The 18,096-nt window shown below is 38.9% G+C and carries 8 protein-coding genes, 1 tRNA gene and 1 pseudogene; 7 read left to right on the top strand and 3 right to left on the bottom strand.

The genetic code is table 11. From position 1 onward, the window contains the following. From H7254_RS13735 to H7254_RS13720, 4 genes and pseudogenes are all read left to right on the top strand, one after another. Nucleotides 1-408, top strand: a pseudogene (locus H7254_RS13735) (hypothetical protein); the annotation flags it as partial. A gap of 277 nt (nucleotides 409-685) precedes the next feature. Next, on the top strand, nucleotides 686-2,224 hold the full coding sequence (locus H7254_RS13730) for an alpha-N-arabinofuranosidase (protein ID WP_301933508.1): 1,539 nt from the start codon (nucleotides 686-688) through the stop codon (nucleotides 2,222-2,224). 337 nt (nucleotides 2,225-2,561) lie between these two features. Further along, nucleotides 2,562-4,946 (top strand): glycoside hydrolase family 95 protein, encoded by a 2,385-nt coding sequence (locus H7254_RS13725; RefSeq protein WP_301933507.1) that lies wholly within the window; start codon nucleotides 2,562-2,564, stop codon nucleotides 4,944-4,946. A gap of 718 nt (nucleotides 4,947-5,664) precedes the next feature. Next, nucleotides 5,665-5,913 carry a hypothetical protein gene (locus H7254_RS13720; protein ID WP_301933506.1) on the top strand — a complete coding sequence of 83 codons (249 nt, stop codon included), beginning with the start codon at nucleotides 5,665-5,667 and terminating at the stop codon, nucleotides 5,911-5,913. Between the two features lie 38 nt (nucleotides 5,914-5,951). On the opposite strand, the gene H7254_RS13715 is transcribed toward H7254_RS13720, so the two are convergent. Together H7254_RS13715 and cphA are read right to left on the bottom strand one after the other, a co-directional pair. Then, a tRNA-Gln gene (locus tag H7254_RS13715) sits at nucleotides 5,952-6,025 on the bottom strand. A 94-nt stretch (nucleotides 6,026-6,119) separates the two neighbouring features. Next, nucleotides 6,120-8,828, bottom strand: coding sequence for a cyanophycin synthetase (gene cphA, locus H7254_RS13710; RefSeq protein WP_301933505.1), 2,709 nt, complete (start codon nucleotides 8,826-8,828; stop codon nucleotides 6,120-6,122). 280 nt (nucleotides 8,829-9,108) lie between these two features. On the opposite strand from cphA, the gene H7254_RS13705 reads away from it, so the two are divergent. Continuing rightward, entirely contained in the window at nucleotides 9,109-10,008 is a 900-nt protein-coding gene (locus H7254_RS13705) for a cyanophycinase (RefSeq protein ID WP_301933504.1), read from the top strand. 48 nt (nucleotides 10,009-10,056) lie between these two features. On the opposite strand, the gene tyrS is transcribed toward H7254_RS13705, so the two are convergent. Further along, nucleotides 10,057-11,343: a tyrosine--tRNA ligase gene (gene tyrS, locus H7254_RS13700; protein ID WP_301933503.1), complete on the bottom strand. Its 1,287-nt coding sequence runs from the start codon at nucleotides 11,341-11,343 to the stop codon at nucleotides 10,057-10,059. A gap of 439 nt (nucleotides 11,344-11,782) precedes the next feature. Between tyrS and H7254_RS13695 the strand changes: the two genes are divergently transcribed. Together H7254_RS13695 and H7254_RS13690 are read left to right on the top strand one after the other, a co-directional pair. Continuing rightward, nucleotides 11,783-12,889 (top strand): PorV/PorQ family protein, encoded by a 1,107-nt coding sequence (locus H7254_RS13695; RefSeq protein WP_301923348.1) that lies wholly within the window; start codon nucleotides 11,783-11,785, stop codon nucleotides 12,887-12,889. Between the two features lie 43 nt (nucleotides 12,890-12,932). Then, nucleotides 12,933-18,014, top strand: a complete 5,082-nt coding sequence (locus H7254_RS13690) for a C25 family cysteine peptidase (RefSeq protein ID WP_301933502.1) — start codon at nucleotides 12,933-12,935, stop codon at nucleotides 18,012-18,014. Nucleotides 18,015-18,096 lie beyond the last annotated feature (82 nt).

Here is an 18,096-nt window from a genome sequence, read left to right as displayed (position 1 = left end):
GGTGGTGAACCTTTTCTTCAACTACAATGCGATGAACTGCATACTTGTTGGTTTGAAAATATAGGTAATGGTAAATTCATTAAACATTTCCTTCCTGCAGAGGTACAGTTTGCACCAGTCAACACCATACTTAGCGAGGATGTAGACAATGATGGGAAAATGGATTTGTTATTAGCCGGTAATGAATACAATGCTGATGTAATGACAGGACGGTACGATGCATCTTTTGGCTGCTATTTACAAGGAGATGGTAAAGGGAATTTTTCTTTTATTAAGCCATCCATTAGCGGATTTATTTTAAAAGGCGATGTTAAGGATATGAAAATAATACAAACTTCTGCTAAACAAAAGATATTACTATCAGCTGTTAATAATGATCGAATGAAGTTTTTTTTAATCAGAAAATAAATTTAATAATCTGGATTCTTGTAAATTATAAGTAGTCAATTTAAATATTGTAAAGTACCCAAAAAAGTTTGCGCATTAATTTTAAATTAAGGAAAGTTCCAAAAACTATGTTTTCAATAATGAATTTTAAAAGGGCGAAAAAATTATTAGCAGGGTTAGAGTAACGCTAAGGCATCAGGTTGAGAGACCTGCACCAGTGGGGTACTTACCTGTCCTAAAAATCTTTTATTATTTTCGATTAACATTTAAACAGATCTCAACATATTCAAAAAAATCTATGAAAAAAAATACGTTTTGCTGCCTCGTCACTTTTCTGTTTTTACAATTATCAGTCGGACAAAACAATCTTTCTATTAATACCGACGCCGGTAAAGTAAAAATAAATCGTAACATTTATGGTCATTTTGCAGAGCATCTGGGGCGTTGCATTTATGATGGTTTTTATGTGGGTGATACCTCTTCAATACCAAACACAAATGGTGTACGCAATGATATTATTGATGCGCTTAAAAAATTGAAGATTCCCAATCTGCGATGGCCGGGTGGTTGCTTTGCAGATACTTATCACTGGAAAGACGGTATCGGGCCAAAAGATAAAAGACCCACCATGGTAAATAAATGGTGGGGCGGAGTTACTGAAGACAATAGTTTTGGTACCCACGATTTTTTAAATATGTGCGAATTGCTGGGCGCAGAACCTTACCTGTCAGCTAATGTAGGGAGTGGTACTGTACAGGAACTTGCGGATTGGGTTCAGTACTCTAACTTTAATGGTAAAAGCCCCATGAGTGATCTGCGTACACAAAATGGCAGAACAGCGCCATGGAAAGTAAAAATGTGGGGCATTGGCAATGAAGCCTGGGGTTGCGGCGGTAACATGAAACCAGATTATTATGCCAATGAGTACCGCAAGTACGCCACTTTTATTTCTGACTGGGAAAACAGGGGTGGCCTGATGCGCATAGCTTCCGGTGCCAGCGATGCTGATTATAACTGGACAGAAACACTCATGAAAAATATTCCGCTGGATATGCTGGGTGGCGTGGCAATGCATCATTATTCATTGTTAGACTGGAATAAGAAAGGGCCTGCAGTTGAATTTAGTGAAAATCAGTATTTTCAAATCATGAAACAAGCCTTGCTGATGGATGAACTGGTAACCAAACATGCAGCCATCATGGATAAATACGATCCTAAACAAAAGATTGCGTTGGTGGTGGATGAATGGGGCGGATGGTATGATGTTGAAAAAGGTGCCAACCCAGGTTTTTTATACCAGCAAAATACTATTAGGGATGCAATGATCGCAGGCGTTACGCTAAATATTTTTAATAACCATGCTGACAGGGTACGAGTTGCCAATTTAGCACAATGCGTAAATGTGTTGCAGGCTGTAATTCTTACCAACAAAGAAAAAATGATTCTCACGCCAACTTATTACGTGATGGAAATGTATAATGTTCATCAGGATGCAACATTATTACCAATAACCCTTAAAGTGAACGATTATATATTAAATGGCGAAAAATTACCCGCTGTATCTGCCTCTGCATCGAAAGACAGCCTGGGCGTAATTAATATTTCGCTTGTTAATATTGATCCTTTGCAATCACAAAAAATAAGTGTTGTATTAAAAAGTGAAACTAAAAAGAATTTGTCAGGCAGAATTCTTACATCAAAAAAATTGCAGGATTATAACTCATTTACAGAGTCCGAAAAAATAAAGCCTGCTACTTTTAACAATGCATCAATCGATAAAAATGTGTTGACAGTAACCTTGCCACCAATGGCAGTAGTTGTTTTAACGATAAAATAATAGCAAAATAAAAAGTATGCTATTAAAGAAATTGCGGTACGTCCTGGCTGTTTAATACGGCAAAAGTAATTTCCATTGATCAATTAAACCCATACGTGCAGGATGGCTCAATCTAATAGAATTTGCTAATGGCGCTGTTACATCACAGTGGTGCAATGTGCGGGCACAAATGGCGCATCCAGCTTCTTTTAATTTAATAATAATGGGGGTTGGTAATGAAAACTGGGGATCGCAATATGTAGAATGTTTAAAAATATTTTCAAATGCCATACGCCATTACGGTACTTACCCGCCCTAAAATTTATTCTGTAATTTTCAATTAACATTTAAACAGATCATGATGAAAGTTTACCCGCTTATTTGTTTTTTTTTGTTGAATGTGAGTTTGGCTTCTTCACAGAGTGGTCACCTAAAACTTTGGTACAATCAACCGGCAGATGCCTTGATACCGGATGATAAAAATGGTTGGAAAGATGACCCGCAATGGTTGAAAGCCCTGCCACTCGGAAATGGAAATATTGGTGCAATGGTATTTGGTGATGTAAACAGGGAACGCATCCAGCTTAATGAAAAAACTTTATGGAGTGGCAGCAATACCGATAATGATAACCCAGAAGCTCCAAAGTATTTAGCTGAAATACGTAAGTTATTATTTGAAGGGAAATTTAGAGAAGCTACCGAATTGACCAATAGAACCCAGGTTTGCAAAGGGAAAGGTTCGGGTAACGGCAATGGCGGCAATGTGCCATTCGGTTGTTTTCAAACCCTGGGGGATTTATGGATTGATTTTGGAACAAAAAAAAATTATACCCAATACTATCGTGATCTGAATTTAAACGATGCCATTTCCCATGTAAACTACCAACAGGATGGTGTTGGTTTTAAACGGGAATATTTTATCAGCGCCCCTGGTAACGCAATGGTAGTAAAGTTTACGGCAAATAAAAGAGGTTCCATTAGTTTTACCGCAATTCTCAACCGGCCAGAAAGATTTACCACTACAGCCTTAAAGGGAGAATTAATAATGTCTGGCGCTTTAGACAATGGAAATGGTGGAAGTGGAATGGAATACATGGCCAGACTGAAAGCTAAATTAAAAGGCGGGCAGCAATCTATTTTAAATAACCAGCTTGTAATAAAAAATGCAGATGAGGTGATTTTGTATCTAACCGCATCTACAGATTATTTACCTGAATACCCCATATATAAAGGAAGGGATTACAAAAAAATTACTCGGGATAATTTGGATAAGGCATTCGCAAAAGATTTTTCTCAAATGAAGCAAATGCATATCGCAGATTATCAAAAATATTTCAAACGGGTTTCTTTGCAATTAGCCGATGAATCAATGGAGGATAATTTACCCACCGATGTCAGGCTCAATAAAATTAAGGAAACAAAAGACGATCATTATTTATCGCAATTGTATTTTCAGTATGGCAGGTACCTGTTAATTTCATCCACAAGGGAAAATACAATGCCTGCGAATTTACAGGGCATCTGGGCCAATGAAATTCAAACTGCCTGGAACGGTGATTACCACACAGATATAAACGTTCAAATGAATTATTGGTTGGCCGAAAATACCAATCTCAGCGAACTGCATTTATCCCTTACCAAATTTATTCAGCAAATTGAAAAGCCTGCCACAAGATCGGCTTCCGTACAATTTAATATGAAAGGCTGTTGTATTGGTCCAATCATCAATGTGTGGGGTTACACATCTCCCGGCGAACATCCTTCCTGGGGGCTGATTTCCGGTGCAAGCGGGTGGATTTGTCAGCACCTCTGGGAGCATTATCTTTTTACCAAGGATAAAAAATATTTACAAAACGTATTTCCTACCTTAAAGAATTTTGCCAAATTTTATTTGAACTGGCTGGTAACCGATTCCACAACCGGCAATTTGGTTTCAGGCCCGGCAGCTTCTCCGGAAAATGCATTTAAAGCCCCTGATGGCAGCCAGGGCACCATCAGTATGGGACCATCGCATGACCAGGAAATCTTTGAAGAACTTTTTACCAATGTGATTAGTGGTTCAGTAATATTAAATGATAAAGATGAAATGATTAATCAGATAAAATCTGCAAAAAATAATTTATTGAAAGTACAAATTGGGGATGATGGGCGCATCATGGAGTGGGCAAAGCAATACAAGGAAACGGAACCTGGGCACCGGCACCTGTCCCATTTGTACGCCTTGTATCCTGGTAGTGCTTTTAACAATGTACAGACACCAGCGTATGTGGTAGCAGCCCGAAAATCTTTGGAGTACCGACTGCAACATGGTGGTGGACATGAGGGCTGGAGTGCAGCCTGGGTTACTAACTTGTATGCAAGACTAAAAAGCGGTGATAATGCTTTGGATGCGTTGAATGATATTCTTATAAAAAAGACAGCTGATAATTTATTTAATCTTAATCCACCCTTTCAAATTGATGGAAATTTTGGAGCAACTGCCGGCATTGCAGAAATGCTTCTGCAAAGCCAGGAAGGATTTATTGAACTGCTTCCTGCATTGCCGGCATCCTGGAAAGATGGAGAAGTAAAAGGCCTTTGTGCAAGGGGTGGATTTGTAGTAGATATGAAATGGAAGGGTGGCTGGCTGGTAAGTTCAAGAGTATTTTCAAAAGTTGGGGGTAATTGTAAAATTAAAAATAGAGGGTATAACATTGAACTAAAAACCCAACCCGGTAAATGGTATGTTTTACCGATGAATTGAAACTTAAGATATCTTAGACAGTTGTCTAAAAATGATTTATTTGTTAACTAGCTTCGGTATTTCATAGCAGCGACATTGGCGACGCTCCGTTCAACAGTGGTAAAAATGGCCCCTTTGGCATTATAGCAAAGTCTGTAAAACTAAATTTAGACGGCTTCTTAGACAGTATGAAGTGGTATAGATTGCTGTTTCCCTTGAATCATTGTTTTTTTAAGCAGCTTTTGAGTTGAATAAAATTTTCACAGTGTACTAGTTTTTATCACCATCTATAACATATTTTATACAATACCAACATTGGCAAAAAAGTTTATCAGTAGGGATTCAAGTAACGGTAAGGCATCAGGTCGAGAGACCTGCGCCAGTGTGAGATGCACAACTGTTCTAAAGACAGCCACATAAAAAATATATTTTATATATGGCTTTTAATTTTATTAAATAACTATAAATATCACTTCAATGAAATCGCTGAAACAATTCTTATTGGCATTATTAGTAATTACATCATCATTGCAGCATTCATTTGCCCAGGACTGGAAAATCCACGAGTCTTGACCCCCTGTCGCCACGCCGACTTAAACGTAAAAATGAATGGGGAATGGGGGTCGGTATTGCCGGTATTTCCAATTATCAAGCACTTGCTGTTGAGTAACTATCTGGCGACCTTGACGGCGCAGATTATAGAGAAATAAAATCAGAATCAGAGAAAAAGGTATCTATTTTGGAGGGCAAAGTTTTAGAGTTAAATAATGGTACAACTAGTATAGCATCACTTCTGGATAAGGCTTTAAACGGTCTCACAAGGCTTGATAAACTATATTCGGAAGCTGATACAAAGCGGAAAAGAGAAATAATAGGTTCGATGTATCCTGAAAAATTGACTTTTGACGGAATGAGTTATCGAACCTCCAGGCTCAATGAAGCAGTTGATCTAATATATAGGGTGGGAGAGGGTTATAGCGAAAAATAAAAAAGGACAAATCAGTAATAAAATTGATTTGTCCTCATTGGTTGGGTTACTAGGATTCGAACCTAGACGGACAGAATCAAAATCTGTAGTGCTACCATTACACTATAACCCAATCATTTTCCCAAAATTTAGTTTGGGAATGCAAATTTAGGGGTTGACGGTAAAACAGCCAAAACCATTTTAAAAATAGGTTGATTATTCTTTTTCTACAATTTATCTTCCGCTTCCTTTAATCCTTTTATAAATTCCAAAGATGCCAAAACATCGTCACACATCACCGTAATTAATGAACCTGGTTTGGCAGTATTATATGCGTGCAGAATTGCCTCTGTTTCAATATTGATAATGGTAACAGGTATATTTTTGGTTTTTGCTTTATCAATACCTTGTACCAAAAGCTGCACTATTTCTTCGGCGGTCCGGCCACGTAAACTTTTATCCTGGCGAATGATAATTTCATCAAAACAGCCGGCTGCTATACTGCCCAAATCTTTAATGTCTTCATCACGCCGGTCGCCGGTACCACCAATGATACCTACTTTGGGCGAACCATCCATCTTACCTAAAAAATCGCTCAGCAACTGCATTCCTGCCTGGTTATGGGCAAAATCCACCAGCATTTCAAAATGCTTAAATTTAAAAAAGTTAAGTCTGCCCGGTGTTTGGGTAGGGGAGGGAACAAAGGTTTCCAACGCCTCTTTAATATCATCTACTTTTATTTCCCTGTACAAATAAGTAGCCAGTACAGCCGGTAGTGTATTCATAATATTATGAACAGCTTTACCACCGTAAGTAATTGGAACGTCCGTTACTTTTATTACCCTTATTTTCCAGTTGCCTTTCATGATGCTGATGTAACCATTTTCAAACACAGTAGCCAGCCCGCCATCATTACAATGTTTTTTTATCCGTGGATTATTTTCATCCATGCTGAATAAACCAATGTTGCAATCAAGCCCTTTTCTTATATCATATACCAGGTCATCATCTGCGTTTAAAATGGCATACCCATGTTTAAAAACAGTTTCAGCCACTACTGCTTTTACTTTTGCCATCTGCTCCAGACTGTCAATGCCGCCAAGACCAATATGATCTGTGCTTACATTGGTAATGATGGCTATATCACAGTTTTGAAATGCCAGACCGTTTTTTAAGATACCACCTCTTGCACATTCAAGTACTGCAAAATCTACTGTTGGGTCACGCAATACAAAAGTACTGCTTACCGGTCCGGTACAGTCGCCTTTCATCATCATTTGGTTTTGAATATACACTCCATCACTGGTAGTATACCCCACTTTATACCCGGCGCTTTTAGCAATATGTGCAGTTAATCTTGCGGTAGTTGTTTTACCATTGGTACCCGTAATGGCAATGATGGGAATGCGTCCAGCACTGCCTTTTGGAAATAACATATCAATTACCGGCTCGGCCACATTGCGGCCAATCCCCACCGCAGGGTCAATGTGCATTCTAAAACCAGGGGCCGCATTTACTTCAAGCACCGCACCGCCGTTTTCACTGATGGGTAACCGTAAGTCGGGTGCCATAATATCAATACCACAAATATCCAGGCCAATGATTTTAGAAATACGTTCACACATAAAAATATTAGCCGGGTGTACTTCATCCGTTACATCTTCCGATGTTCCACCGGTAGACAGGTTGGCAGTCGGTTTCAGCAAAACCAGTTCTCCTTTTGGCGCAATGGTATCCAATGTATATCCTTTCGCATCCAGCATTTGCTGGCTAAAACTATCCAGCTTAATACTGGTTAAAACTTTTTCGTGGCCATATCCACGGCGGGGGTCTTTATTGGTTTCATCTACCAGCCATTGAATGGAATGTTCTCCGTCGCCGGTAATAGCAGCGGGTGTACGCAGTGCGGCACAAATAAATTTATTATTTATCACCAGTACCCTAAAATCAAAACCGGTAATAAACCGTTCGCAGATAATGTTGCGGCCATACACCTGTGCGGCTGCTAGTGCTTTTACTGCCATATTCCAGTCAATAATATTGGTGGTAGCACCTTTGCCATGGTTGCCATCAATCGGTTTTAATACCAGTGGGTAGCCAAGGCTTTCTACAGCCTCCTTCAATCCTTCTTCAGTTCTAACAATAACACCTTTGGGCACCGGAATTTCTGCGGCACCCAGCAGGTTTTTGGTTTCTTCTTTATCGCAGGCAATGTCCACCGCAATATTACTGGTAGTACTTGCAATGGTAGCCCTGATTCGTTTTTGGTGAATGCCATACCCCAACTGTACCAGGCTGTATTTATTTAACCGGATAAAAGGGATATTTCGTTTGGCAGCTTCATCCACAATACAACCTGTGCTTGGCCCCAGGCGGGTTTCTTCTCTTATTTCCCGCAGTTGCATAATATCGTTTTCAATATCATAGGCCAAATCATCTGCCAGGGCCTGGGTAATTTTCACAGCCGCTTTTGCTGCAAATACACCGGCATCTTCTTCCATATAACTAAATACTACATAATATTCTCCTTCTTTACCCGTGCCTCTTGTACGGCCAAAACCTGTGTCCATACCCGCCAATGTCTGTAGCTCAAGCGCTACATGTTCTATCACATGACCCATCCAGGTACCTTCTTCAACCCTTTCAAAAAAACCTCCTGGCTTACCCACGCTGCACCTGTGTTGGTACATGTCCGGAAACATCGCTTGTAATCTTTCCTTAAAGCCGGTTATCACATTGGTGGGGCGTTGTTCCATATCCTCCAGATCCAGCTTCATTTGTATAAGTTTGGGACGACGTACACTCCAATAATTAGGGCCTCTCATAATTTTTATCTCTGCAATCTTCATTTGTACAATAGTTTGGGTTAAAAGGGTTTTAAAAAAAATTTTTGTCCGGGCCGGGAAGCAACGAGGAGCTTCGGTGGCGTCGCACATTTGTACATTTTTAAATAGGGCAGCCTGGGCTTCCTGGTTGCATGGTACAAATAAAAAGCAACCGATTTTACAAGCCACGCAAATAAACAATAAAAATCAACGTTATATTTTAAAGCAGCCGGTAAAGCGGAAGTTAATAAAAATAAGCAAGCTTAAAAAATACAAAGTGTAATCAAAGCCAGTTTTATTCAATTAGGTTACTTTTGCAGCACCCATTATATTAGGCAGTAAAACAATGCGGCGAACGGAAATTATTTTACTGCCATCAAAATAACTATTCATGCAACAACCCAGTGGAAAATTGATTGCTATTGGTGGCGCCGAAGATAAAGGTACAGTACCCGAAAAGGGAGAATTGCAAAAACTAAGCAATCTTAATTTTATTGAGTTAGGCATTTTAAACCGCATTGTACAGGAAAGCGGTGGCACAGCCGCAAAAATTGAAGTAATCACCACGGCTTCCATGATTCCCAATGAAGTAGGGGAGAATTATCTGAATGCCTTTGGGAAAATTGGTTGCACAGATGTTAGTATTATGAACATCCGCAACCGGGCAGATGTAGTAATACCCGAATTTATTGAACGAATCCGCAACTGTGATGCGGTGATGTTTAGCGGTGGTAACCAGCTCCGGTTATCTACCATATTTGGGGGTACGCAATTGCTGCAACTGATGTTGCAACGTTACCACAATGATGCTGCTTTTGTAGTAGCGGGTACCAGTGCAGGTGCTATGGCCATGAGCAACACGATGATTTATGAAGGCAATGCCACCAGGGCACATTTAAAAGGCGAAGTAAAAATTACCACCGGGCTCGGTTTTATGGATGACGTGGTTTTCGACAGCCATTTTGAAAAACGTGGCCGCTTTAACCGCCTGTCTCAGGTGGTGGCTACCAACCCATCCTGCCTTGGTATTGGTTTGGGCGAAGATACCGGCATGCTTATTACCCATGGAAATAAAATGGAAGCCATTGGCAGTGGCTGTGTTATCATCATTGATGGTTACGACATTCGTTACAGTAATATTGCAGACGTACCGGACGGCAGCCCTTTTAGCATAGAAAATTTAAAAGTACATGTATGCGAAAAGGGTAATGGTTACCTGGTAAATAAAAGAGATTTTTTATCCCAGGCAACGGAAGGCATTATTATAAAAAAACAGGTGGAGGCAGAGTAATTATTATGACTTGTAGCAATATAGTATGCTGCTTGTCTTTTAATAATGCTAATTCATCATTACCAAATAATAATTTTTCTTTCCTTTCTGCACCAGCAAATATTTTTCATTCAACAACCCCTTGGTGTTAATCGTCATTTCAATAGAATCAACTTTTATTTTATTGATGCTAACACCGCCGCCCAGCAACATTTTACGGGCTTCGCCTTTGCTGGGAAATATTTTTGTATCGGCCAGAAAGGTTACCACATCAACACCCGTTTCTGCAGTTACTTTTGAAAATTCAACCTTTGGTACACCTTCCATAACCTGCAACAATTGCGCTTCGTTTAACTGTTGTAAAATTTCAGCAGTATCATTGTTGAATAAAATTTCAGATGCTTTTACAGCAAAGGTATACTCAGCCATATTGTGTACAAAACAGGTAACTTCTTCAGCCAGCTTTTTCTGTAACAGCCGTTGATGTTCATTTCCCCTGTGCTGCTCCAGCAAAGTTTCAATTTCTTCCTTGCTTAGCAGGGTAAAAATTTTGATATATTTTTCTGCATCTGCATCCGCTGCATTTAGCCAAAACTGGTAAAACTGATAAGGAGAGGTTTTTTTAGCATCCAGCCAGATATTGCCTTTTTCTGTTTTACCAAATTTACCACCATCAGCCTTGGTAAGTAACGGACAGGTAAAAGCAAATGCCTCGCCACCACTTTTTTTACGGATGATTTCTGTACCCGTAACAATATTACCCCATTGATCGCTGCCACCCATCTGCAGTTTGCAACCTTTGTTTTTGTTGAGCCAGTAAAAATCGTACCCCTGTACCAACTGATAAGTGAATTCGGTAAAACTCATTCCATTATCGCCTTCAAGTCTTTTGCGCACACTGTCTTTGCTCATCATGTAATTAACGGTAATGTATTTGCCCACTTCTTTAATAAAATTTAAAAAAGTAAAGTCTTTAAACCAATCGTAATTATTGGCCATTTCCGCAGCATTGGGTTGGGTAGCAGTAAAGTCTAAAAACTTTTCCAGTTGTGCTTTTACACAAATTATATTGTGGTTTAATACTTCTTCACTTAGTAAATTCCGCTCTTCACTTTTGCCACTTGGGTCGCCCACCATACCAGTGGCACCACCTATTAATGCAATGGGTTTATGCCCACAGTTTTGTAAATGTTTTAGTAATAAAATGGGCACCAGGCTGCCAATATGTAAACTGTCTGCAGTAGGGTCAAAGCCAATATACCCAGTAGTCATTTCTTTCATCAGTTGATCTTCGGTGCCAGGCATAATATCCTGCACCATGCCTCTCCATTGTAACTCCTGTATTAAATTGATCATTATTTTTTTTAAATTTTAGTCATCATTTTCCTGCAGTAAAAGTTTTGCAAAAGTGCTGAGAAAAATTGAAAAATGTAATTATGTTTTATGGAGGAGCGGATAATAGATTCACCAGTACGGCTTCTTTTACACTTAATGAAATTCTTTTTTTTTCGAATTTTACAATATTATTCACCTCAAAAAAATAAAAATACCAATCGGTAAAGAGTAACTGTTAACACAGCCTTTACAAGCAGCCTTTTTGGTTAACAAAGCGTCTTTGTTTGTAGTGATTTGTGTATTTGTCCCATACGGCCACTTGATAATTTAGTGATTGATTGTTCTTGTTTAAATAATAAGATATCTTAGTAAATAATCAGCACAATTTACTTAGTGCAAATACGTTTTATATTGATATGTATTATTAATACAAAGCATTAAAACCGCAAACTAACTATTTATGAGTTCAAAATTGGCTGCTTTTTTACTTGGTATTGTATTATTTCCAATTGCTTCGTTTTCTCAATTCCGAAAATACTCCAACGAATTTTTAAATATAGGTGCTGGTGCAAGAGGGTTGGCAATGGGCAGTGCCCAGGTAGCATCTGTAAAAGATGGTACTGCTGGTTACTGGAACCCTGCCGGACTGGTGGGTGTACAAGATCATCCGGAAGTAAATTTGATGCATGCCGAATATTTTGCCGGCATTGGCAAATACGATTTTGGTTCAGTGGCAATACCTATCCAGGATAATAAAAGAACCATCGGCATTTCCTTATTGCGTTTTGCAGTAGATGACATTCCCAATACATTATTTTTAGTTCAGCCGGATGGTAGTGTGGATTATGGAAGTATCACCAGCTTTTCTTCTGCAGATTATGCCATGCTGTTTTCGTATGCTCAAAAAGTGGTTGAAACCGAGGATAAGCTGGTTAGTTTTGGCGTGAATGCAAAAGTAATTCACCGCAAGGTTGGTCAGTTTGCTACTGCCTGGGGTTTTGGCGTTGATGCCGGTGTACAGATACATGGCAAGCAATGGCACCTGGGTTTAGTTGCTAAAGACTTAACTACAACTTTTAATGCCTGGGCTTTTAAATTTACTGAAAAAGAAAAACAGGTTTTATACCTTACAAAAAACGATATACCGGTACGCTCAACCGAATTAACCTCACCCAGGTTAACGTTCGGAGGTGGATATGATTTCAAATTCAGCCCTTCCTTTAGCTTATTGGCCGAAGCAAATTTAGACTTCACGTTTGATGGTAAAAGAAATACCGTTATCAGCAGCAACACGGTAAGTGTTGATCCGCATATGGGGCTGGAAGCTTCCATCAAAGACGTTTTTTTTATCAGGGCCGGCGTTACCAATTTTCAAAAAGGGCTATCCGATGGTGACACGTTGAATCAAAAAAAAGTTTGGATATATCAGCCAAGTTTAGGTGCAGGTGTAAAGATAAAAAATGTAACGCTTGACTATGCTTACAGTAATCTTGCCAATCAGTCCAATCCCTTGTACACCCACATATTTTCACTAAGATTTACGTTAGTGAAAAGGGTGAAAGAATAACTAAAAACACTAATAACCGAACTGCAAAATGAAAAAAGTTTTAATGCCAATATTCTTGCTTTGTGTATCAATTGCTCATGCGCAACTTAACAATAGCTGGATAGATTATAGCAAAACTTACTATAAATTTAAAGTGGGTAAAACCGGCTTGTATCGTATCAGCCAGGCTACCATATCTGCTGCAGGTTTAGGTAGTATACCTGCGGAACAATTTCAATTATGGCGCAATGGAGAGGAAGTAAGACTTTTTACTTCTGTATCAGCCGGAGTTTTAACACCCGCAGACTATATCGAATTTTTAGGCGTAATGAATGATGGTAAACCAGATAAAAATCTTTACCGCGATACATCCTATCAACTGTCTGACAGTTTTAGCCTGCATACGGATACTGCCACTTATTTTCTCACTGTAAACCCATTAGGCAATAATCAACGGTTTGTTACTGCCGCCAATAATATCGCTGGAAATACACTTGCCCCGGATGCTTATTTTATGCATAAAGTGGGCACATCTTTTAAAACGAAATACAACCGCGGATATGCTGCCATTGTAGGAGAATATGTTTATTCTTCGTCGTACGATATGGGGGAAGGATTTACAAGTGCTAATATATCTCCTTGCGCAGGTTGCGATCTTTATACAACTTTTAATAACTTAAATGTTTATACAGCAGGCCCTGCCAACAGTGTGTCATTTTATATTTCTGCCTTTGGCAATGCTTTGTACACAAGAAATTTAAGGGTAAATTTTTACAATACCATCCTGTTTAATGATGTGCCTATGAATTATTTCAGTATTGTAAAAAAACAGGTAAACAATATACCGCTGAATATATTTCAAAGTCCGGATAATTTACAGGTATCTGTTAACGGTGATACGCCACCACCGGGGGTTTCTAATGGTAACGACAATATTGTGGTGGGAGAAATGGTACTTACCTATCCATCAAAATTTAATTTTAATAATGAAAAGAATTTTTATTTTGAGCTCAGCGCTTCTGCCGCTGGTAATTATGTTGTAATTGATAATTTTAATGTTGGCACAACACCGCCTGTTTTATATAATCTTAATAATGGACAAAGGTTTGCCGGAGACATTTCAGTGCCAGGTCAGGTAAAATTTGCTTTACCCGGTTCGTCTGAAACCGTTAGAAAATTTACGATGGTAAATGAGGAAACGAATAATATTACAGCAATTAACAGCCTTACAGCCAAATCGTTTATCAATTATTCAGCAGTAGCCAATCAGGGAGACTATTTGATTATTTCACATACTTCTTTATTCAACGACGGTAATGGTATTAATTATGTTGATGAGTATAAAAAATACAGGGCTTCTGCACCTGGAGGCAGTTACCATCCTATTATACTTTCTATTGATGACCTGAATGACCAGTTTGCCTTTGGCATAAAAAAACATCCGGCTGCCATACGCGACTTTATCCGTTTTGCCAGTCAGCAATTTAGCCTCAAACCAAAATATGTTTTGATACTTGGCAGGGGAATGAATTCTCTGGAGTATAAACAAAATGAAAATAATCCGATCACAGACCAACTGGATTTGGTTCAAAGCTTCGGCTGGCCTGCTTCGGATGTATTGTTATCCTGCCCTCCCGGACAAAATGTTCCGCTGGTACCCATTGGAAGGATTGCGGCAATTAATGGTACCGAAATAAAATATTATCTCAATAAAGTAAAACAATACGAGCAGGCGCAGGCGTCTACCAGCCAGACTGTTGCTGATAAGGCATGGATGAAAAATATTATTAATGTTGCCGGCGGAGGCGATCAGGCAGAAACTGACCTTTTTGTAAATTACCTCAATGAGTATAAATATATTGCAGAAGACAGTGCTTTTGGGGCACATGTAGAAACTTTTGTAAAAGCCTCCAGTTCAGCGGTAGAACAGGCAAGCGGTGAACGCATTGAACAATTGATAAACGGAGGAGTTAGTTTAATCCAGTATTTTGGTCACTCTTCTGCCAATACACTGGCATTTAATTTAAGTAGTCCTGAAGTGTACACTAACCAAAGCAAGTATCCCTTCTTTAATGTAAGCGGATGCAGTGCGGGCAATTTTTTTATCTTTGATCCTGCCCGTTTGGCTGGTAACGCCACACTCTCCGAAAAATATGTGCTGGCAGATCAGCGGGGTAGTATCGGTTTTATCGCCAGTACTCATCTTGGTATTCCTCCGTTTTTGAATTTTTTTAATATCAAATTGTATGATAATTTTAGTGTGGACGACTATGGAAATACCATCGGTAACCAGCTTAAAAATACTTTACAAATTTTAGGAGGTAATCCACAAACCCTTGACTTTTATACCCGTATTCACCTGGAAGAACTGAACCTGCATGGAGACCCGGCCATCAGAATTAATTCTTTTGCCTTACCCGATTTTGTGGTAGAAGATCAGTTGGTAAAAATAAATCCTGCCATTATTTCTGTTGCCGATAATAGTTTTAAGATAGATATTAAAATGATGAATATTGGCAAAGTAACCAATGATTCTATCCGGGTTTCAGTAATAAGAAAACTACCCAATGACTCTTCAAAAATTATTTTTAATCAGCTGATACCCGGCATTAAATACGCTGATTCATTAAGTTTTACAGTACCCGTTAACCCTGCTACCGATAAAGGATTAAATAAAATAATTGTAACGTTAGATGTTGGCGATAAAGTACATGAATTATCAGAAACAAATAATACCATCACAAAAGAATTTTATATACTTGAAGATGAAATCCGCCCGGTATCGCCCTATAACTATTCAATTGTAAATAAACAGCAAATTACATTTAACGCTTCTACTGCAAATCCTTTAAGTGCTCAGCGGCAATACCAGATGGAACTGGATACAACAGAACTTTTTAATTCTCCTTTTAAAAAGCAGTACAGTGCCAATGGCATTGGCGGGGCAATTGAGTTTGTGCCAAACAATGTAACTTTTACCGACAGTACTGTTTACTACTGGAGAACGTCAATGATACCTGTTAACGGAGCTCCACAAATATGGAATTCTTTTTCTTTCGTTTACCTGCCCAACGGAGGCACCGGATTTAATCAGTCACATTATTTTCAGTTTACTAAAAATACCTTTAGCAGTACTATTTCCCTTGATAGCGACAGGGTATTTCGGTATGCCAGTAAACAACGAACCCTTACAATAAGAACGGGCATTTATCCAAATACCAATTATGAAAGGATTAATGTAAATCTTGATTTTGATCAGCTTGATTTTTATACTTGCCGTTTTAATGCACTACAGTTTTATGTGTATGATCCAAGTACAATGCAGCCATGGAAAAATACCAGGATAACCAACCCGGTTACCGGCGAAGTTACGGGGCGCTTTGGAAGCTGGTCGCCCTGTCCGCGGGATGCCAGTTCTGACGGTACAAGAAACTTTTTTGAGTTTCCCTATGATTCACTCAAATATAGGAAACGCGCCATGGATTTTATAGACAGTATTCCGGATGGAATGTATGTATCCATTACTAACTCGGGCCGGACGAGCAACAATACTTTTGATAGTACCTGGGAGGCAGACCAGGCTATATTGGGAACGGGCAATTCAATTTATCATAAATTAAAATCAATCGGGTTTAGCCAGATTGACAGCTTCACCAAAAATATTCCTTTTATATTTTTTTACAAAAAAAACAGCCCTTCATTTACACCGGTACAAAAAGTGGGGTCTTTGCCAACTGATCAACTTGAGTCGGCCTATAATCTTCCTACAAAATATATTTCCGGCACCATTGAATCGCCGGTATTTGGACCTGCTCAAAATTGGTCTTCTTTACATTGGCGCGGCAAAAGTATTGACCAGACAATGACGGATGCAGTAAGCATAGATGTTTACGGGGTAACATCCGCCGGGGCAGAAACATTTATGGCAACAGTAAAACCCGCCACCGATACATCGCTGGGTTTTGTTAATGCAGCTACGTATCCTTACCTCAAATTAAAAATGACAAACAGTGATCCGTTGTATGCTACCCCTAACCAATTATCATACTGGAGAATAAATGCAAGCTATGTTCCCGAAGGATCTGTGGCACCCAATCTTTTATACACTATGAAAGATTCGGTAGAGCAAGGTGATAAAATAAATTTTGCACTGGCATTTAAAAATATTTCTGCGGTGGCCTTTGATAGCCTGAAAGTAAAGTTTATAATTACAGACCGCAATAATGTACCCCATTCAATTGCCATTGGTAAAAAGAAGGCCTTGATAGCCGGAGATACGTTGGTGGTAAGTTATAGCATTGATACAAAAGATTACCCGGGTACCAATACACTATACGTAATGGTTAATCCCGATAATGATCAGCCGGAGCAATATTTATACAACAATTTTATTTTTAAACAATTTTATGTAAAAGAAGACAAGTTTAATCCTTTACTGGATGTAACTTTTGATGGCGTGCATATTTTAAACCGGGATATTATTGCAGCCAAACCACATATATTGGTGAAGCTAAAAGATGAAAGCCACTTTCTGGCATTAAGCGATACGTCTTTGTTAAAACTACAGGTTCGTTATCCCGACGGGTCATTACGCAATTTTTTCTTTGGTGATTCTGTACGGTTTACACCGGCCAATCTGGCCAGTGGAGAAAATGCAGCTTCTATTGATTTTATGCCTTATTTTGCTGAGGATGGTGATTACCAGTTATTGGTATCGGGTAAAGATGTGGTAGGTAATAAAGCTGGTAAAATACAATACCAGGTTACCTTTAGCATTATTAATAAACCCATGATCAGTAATATGCTTAATTATCCCAATCCCTTTACCACTTCTACCGCTTTTGTTTTTACCGTTACCGGAAGTGAAGTACCACAAAACATACGGATACAGGTTTTAACCATTACGGGTAAAGTAGTAAGAGAAATAACCAAAGATGAACTGGGGTCAATACATATAGGCCGTAATATAACCGACTTTAAATGGGATGGTACCGATGCTTACGGGCAAAAGCTGGCCAATGGGGTTTACCTGTTTAGAGTTATCACTAACTTAAATGGTAAATCGCTTGATAAATACACATCTCAAGGTGATAAAACAGACAAATACTTTAACAGCGGGTATGGTAAAATGTACCTGATGAGGTAATGAAAAAATAAATGCAATCACTGCAAAGCTTTTAATAAAAAAACGTGCTGTAATGAGCACGTTTTTTTATTAAAAAAGATTT

Origin of the sequence: Ferruginibacter sp., from assembly GCF_014377975.1 — a bacterium.
In the GTDB taxonomy this organism is placed as follows: domain Bacteria; phylum Bacteroidota; class Bacteroidia; order Chitinophagales; family Chitinophagaceae; genus Ferruginibacter.
The sequence above is the reverse complement of the archived record's forward strand: the minus strand, read 5'-3'. Positions and strand labels throughout refer to the sequence as shown.

Coding starts and splice junctions, on each gene's coding strand:
- tyrS (WP_301933503.1), bottom strand. CDS start 11,343: ATGATCAATTTAATACAGGAGTTACAATGGAGAGGCATGGTGCAGGAT.
- H7254_RS13725 (WP_301933507.1), top strand. CDS start 2,562: ATGATGAAAGTTTACCCGCTTATTTGTTTTTTTTTGTTGAATGTGAGT.
- H7254_RS13690 (WP_301933502.1), top strand. CDS start 12,933: ATGCCAATATTCTTGCTTTGTGTATCAATTGCTCATGCGCAACTTAAC.
- H7254_RS13705 (WP_301933504.1), top strand. CDS start 9,109: ATGCAACAACCCAGTGGAAAATTGATTGCTATTGGTGGCGCCGAAGAT.
- cphA (WP_301933505.1), bottom strand. CDS start 8,828: ATGTGCGACGCCACCGAAGCTCCTCGTTGCTTCCCGGCCCGGACAAAA.
- H7254_RS13730 (WP_301933508.1), top strand. CDS start 686: ATGAAAAAAAATACGTTTTGCTGCCTCGTCACTTTTCTGTTTTTACAA.
- H7254_RS13695 (WP_301923348.1), top strand. CDS start 11,783: ATGAGTTCAAAATTGGCTGCTTTTTTACTTGGTATTGTATTATTTCCA.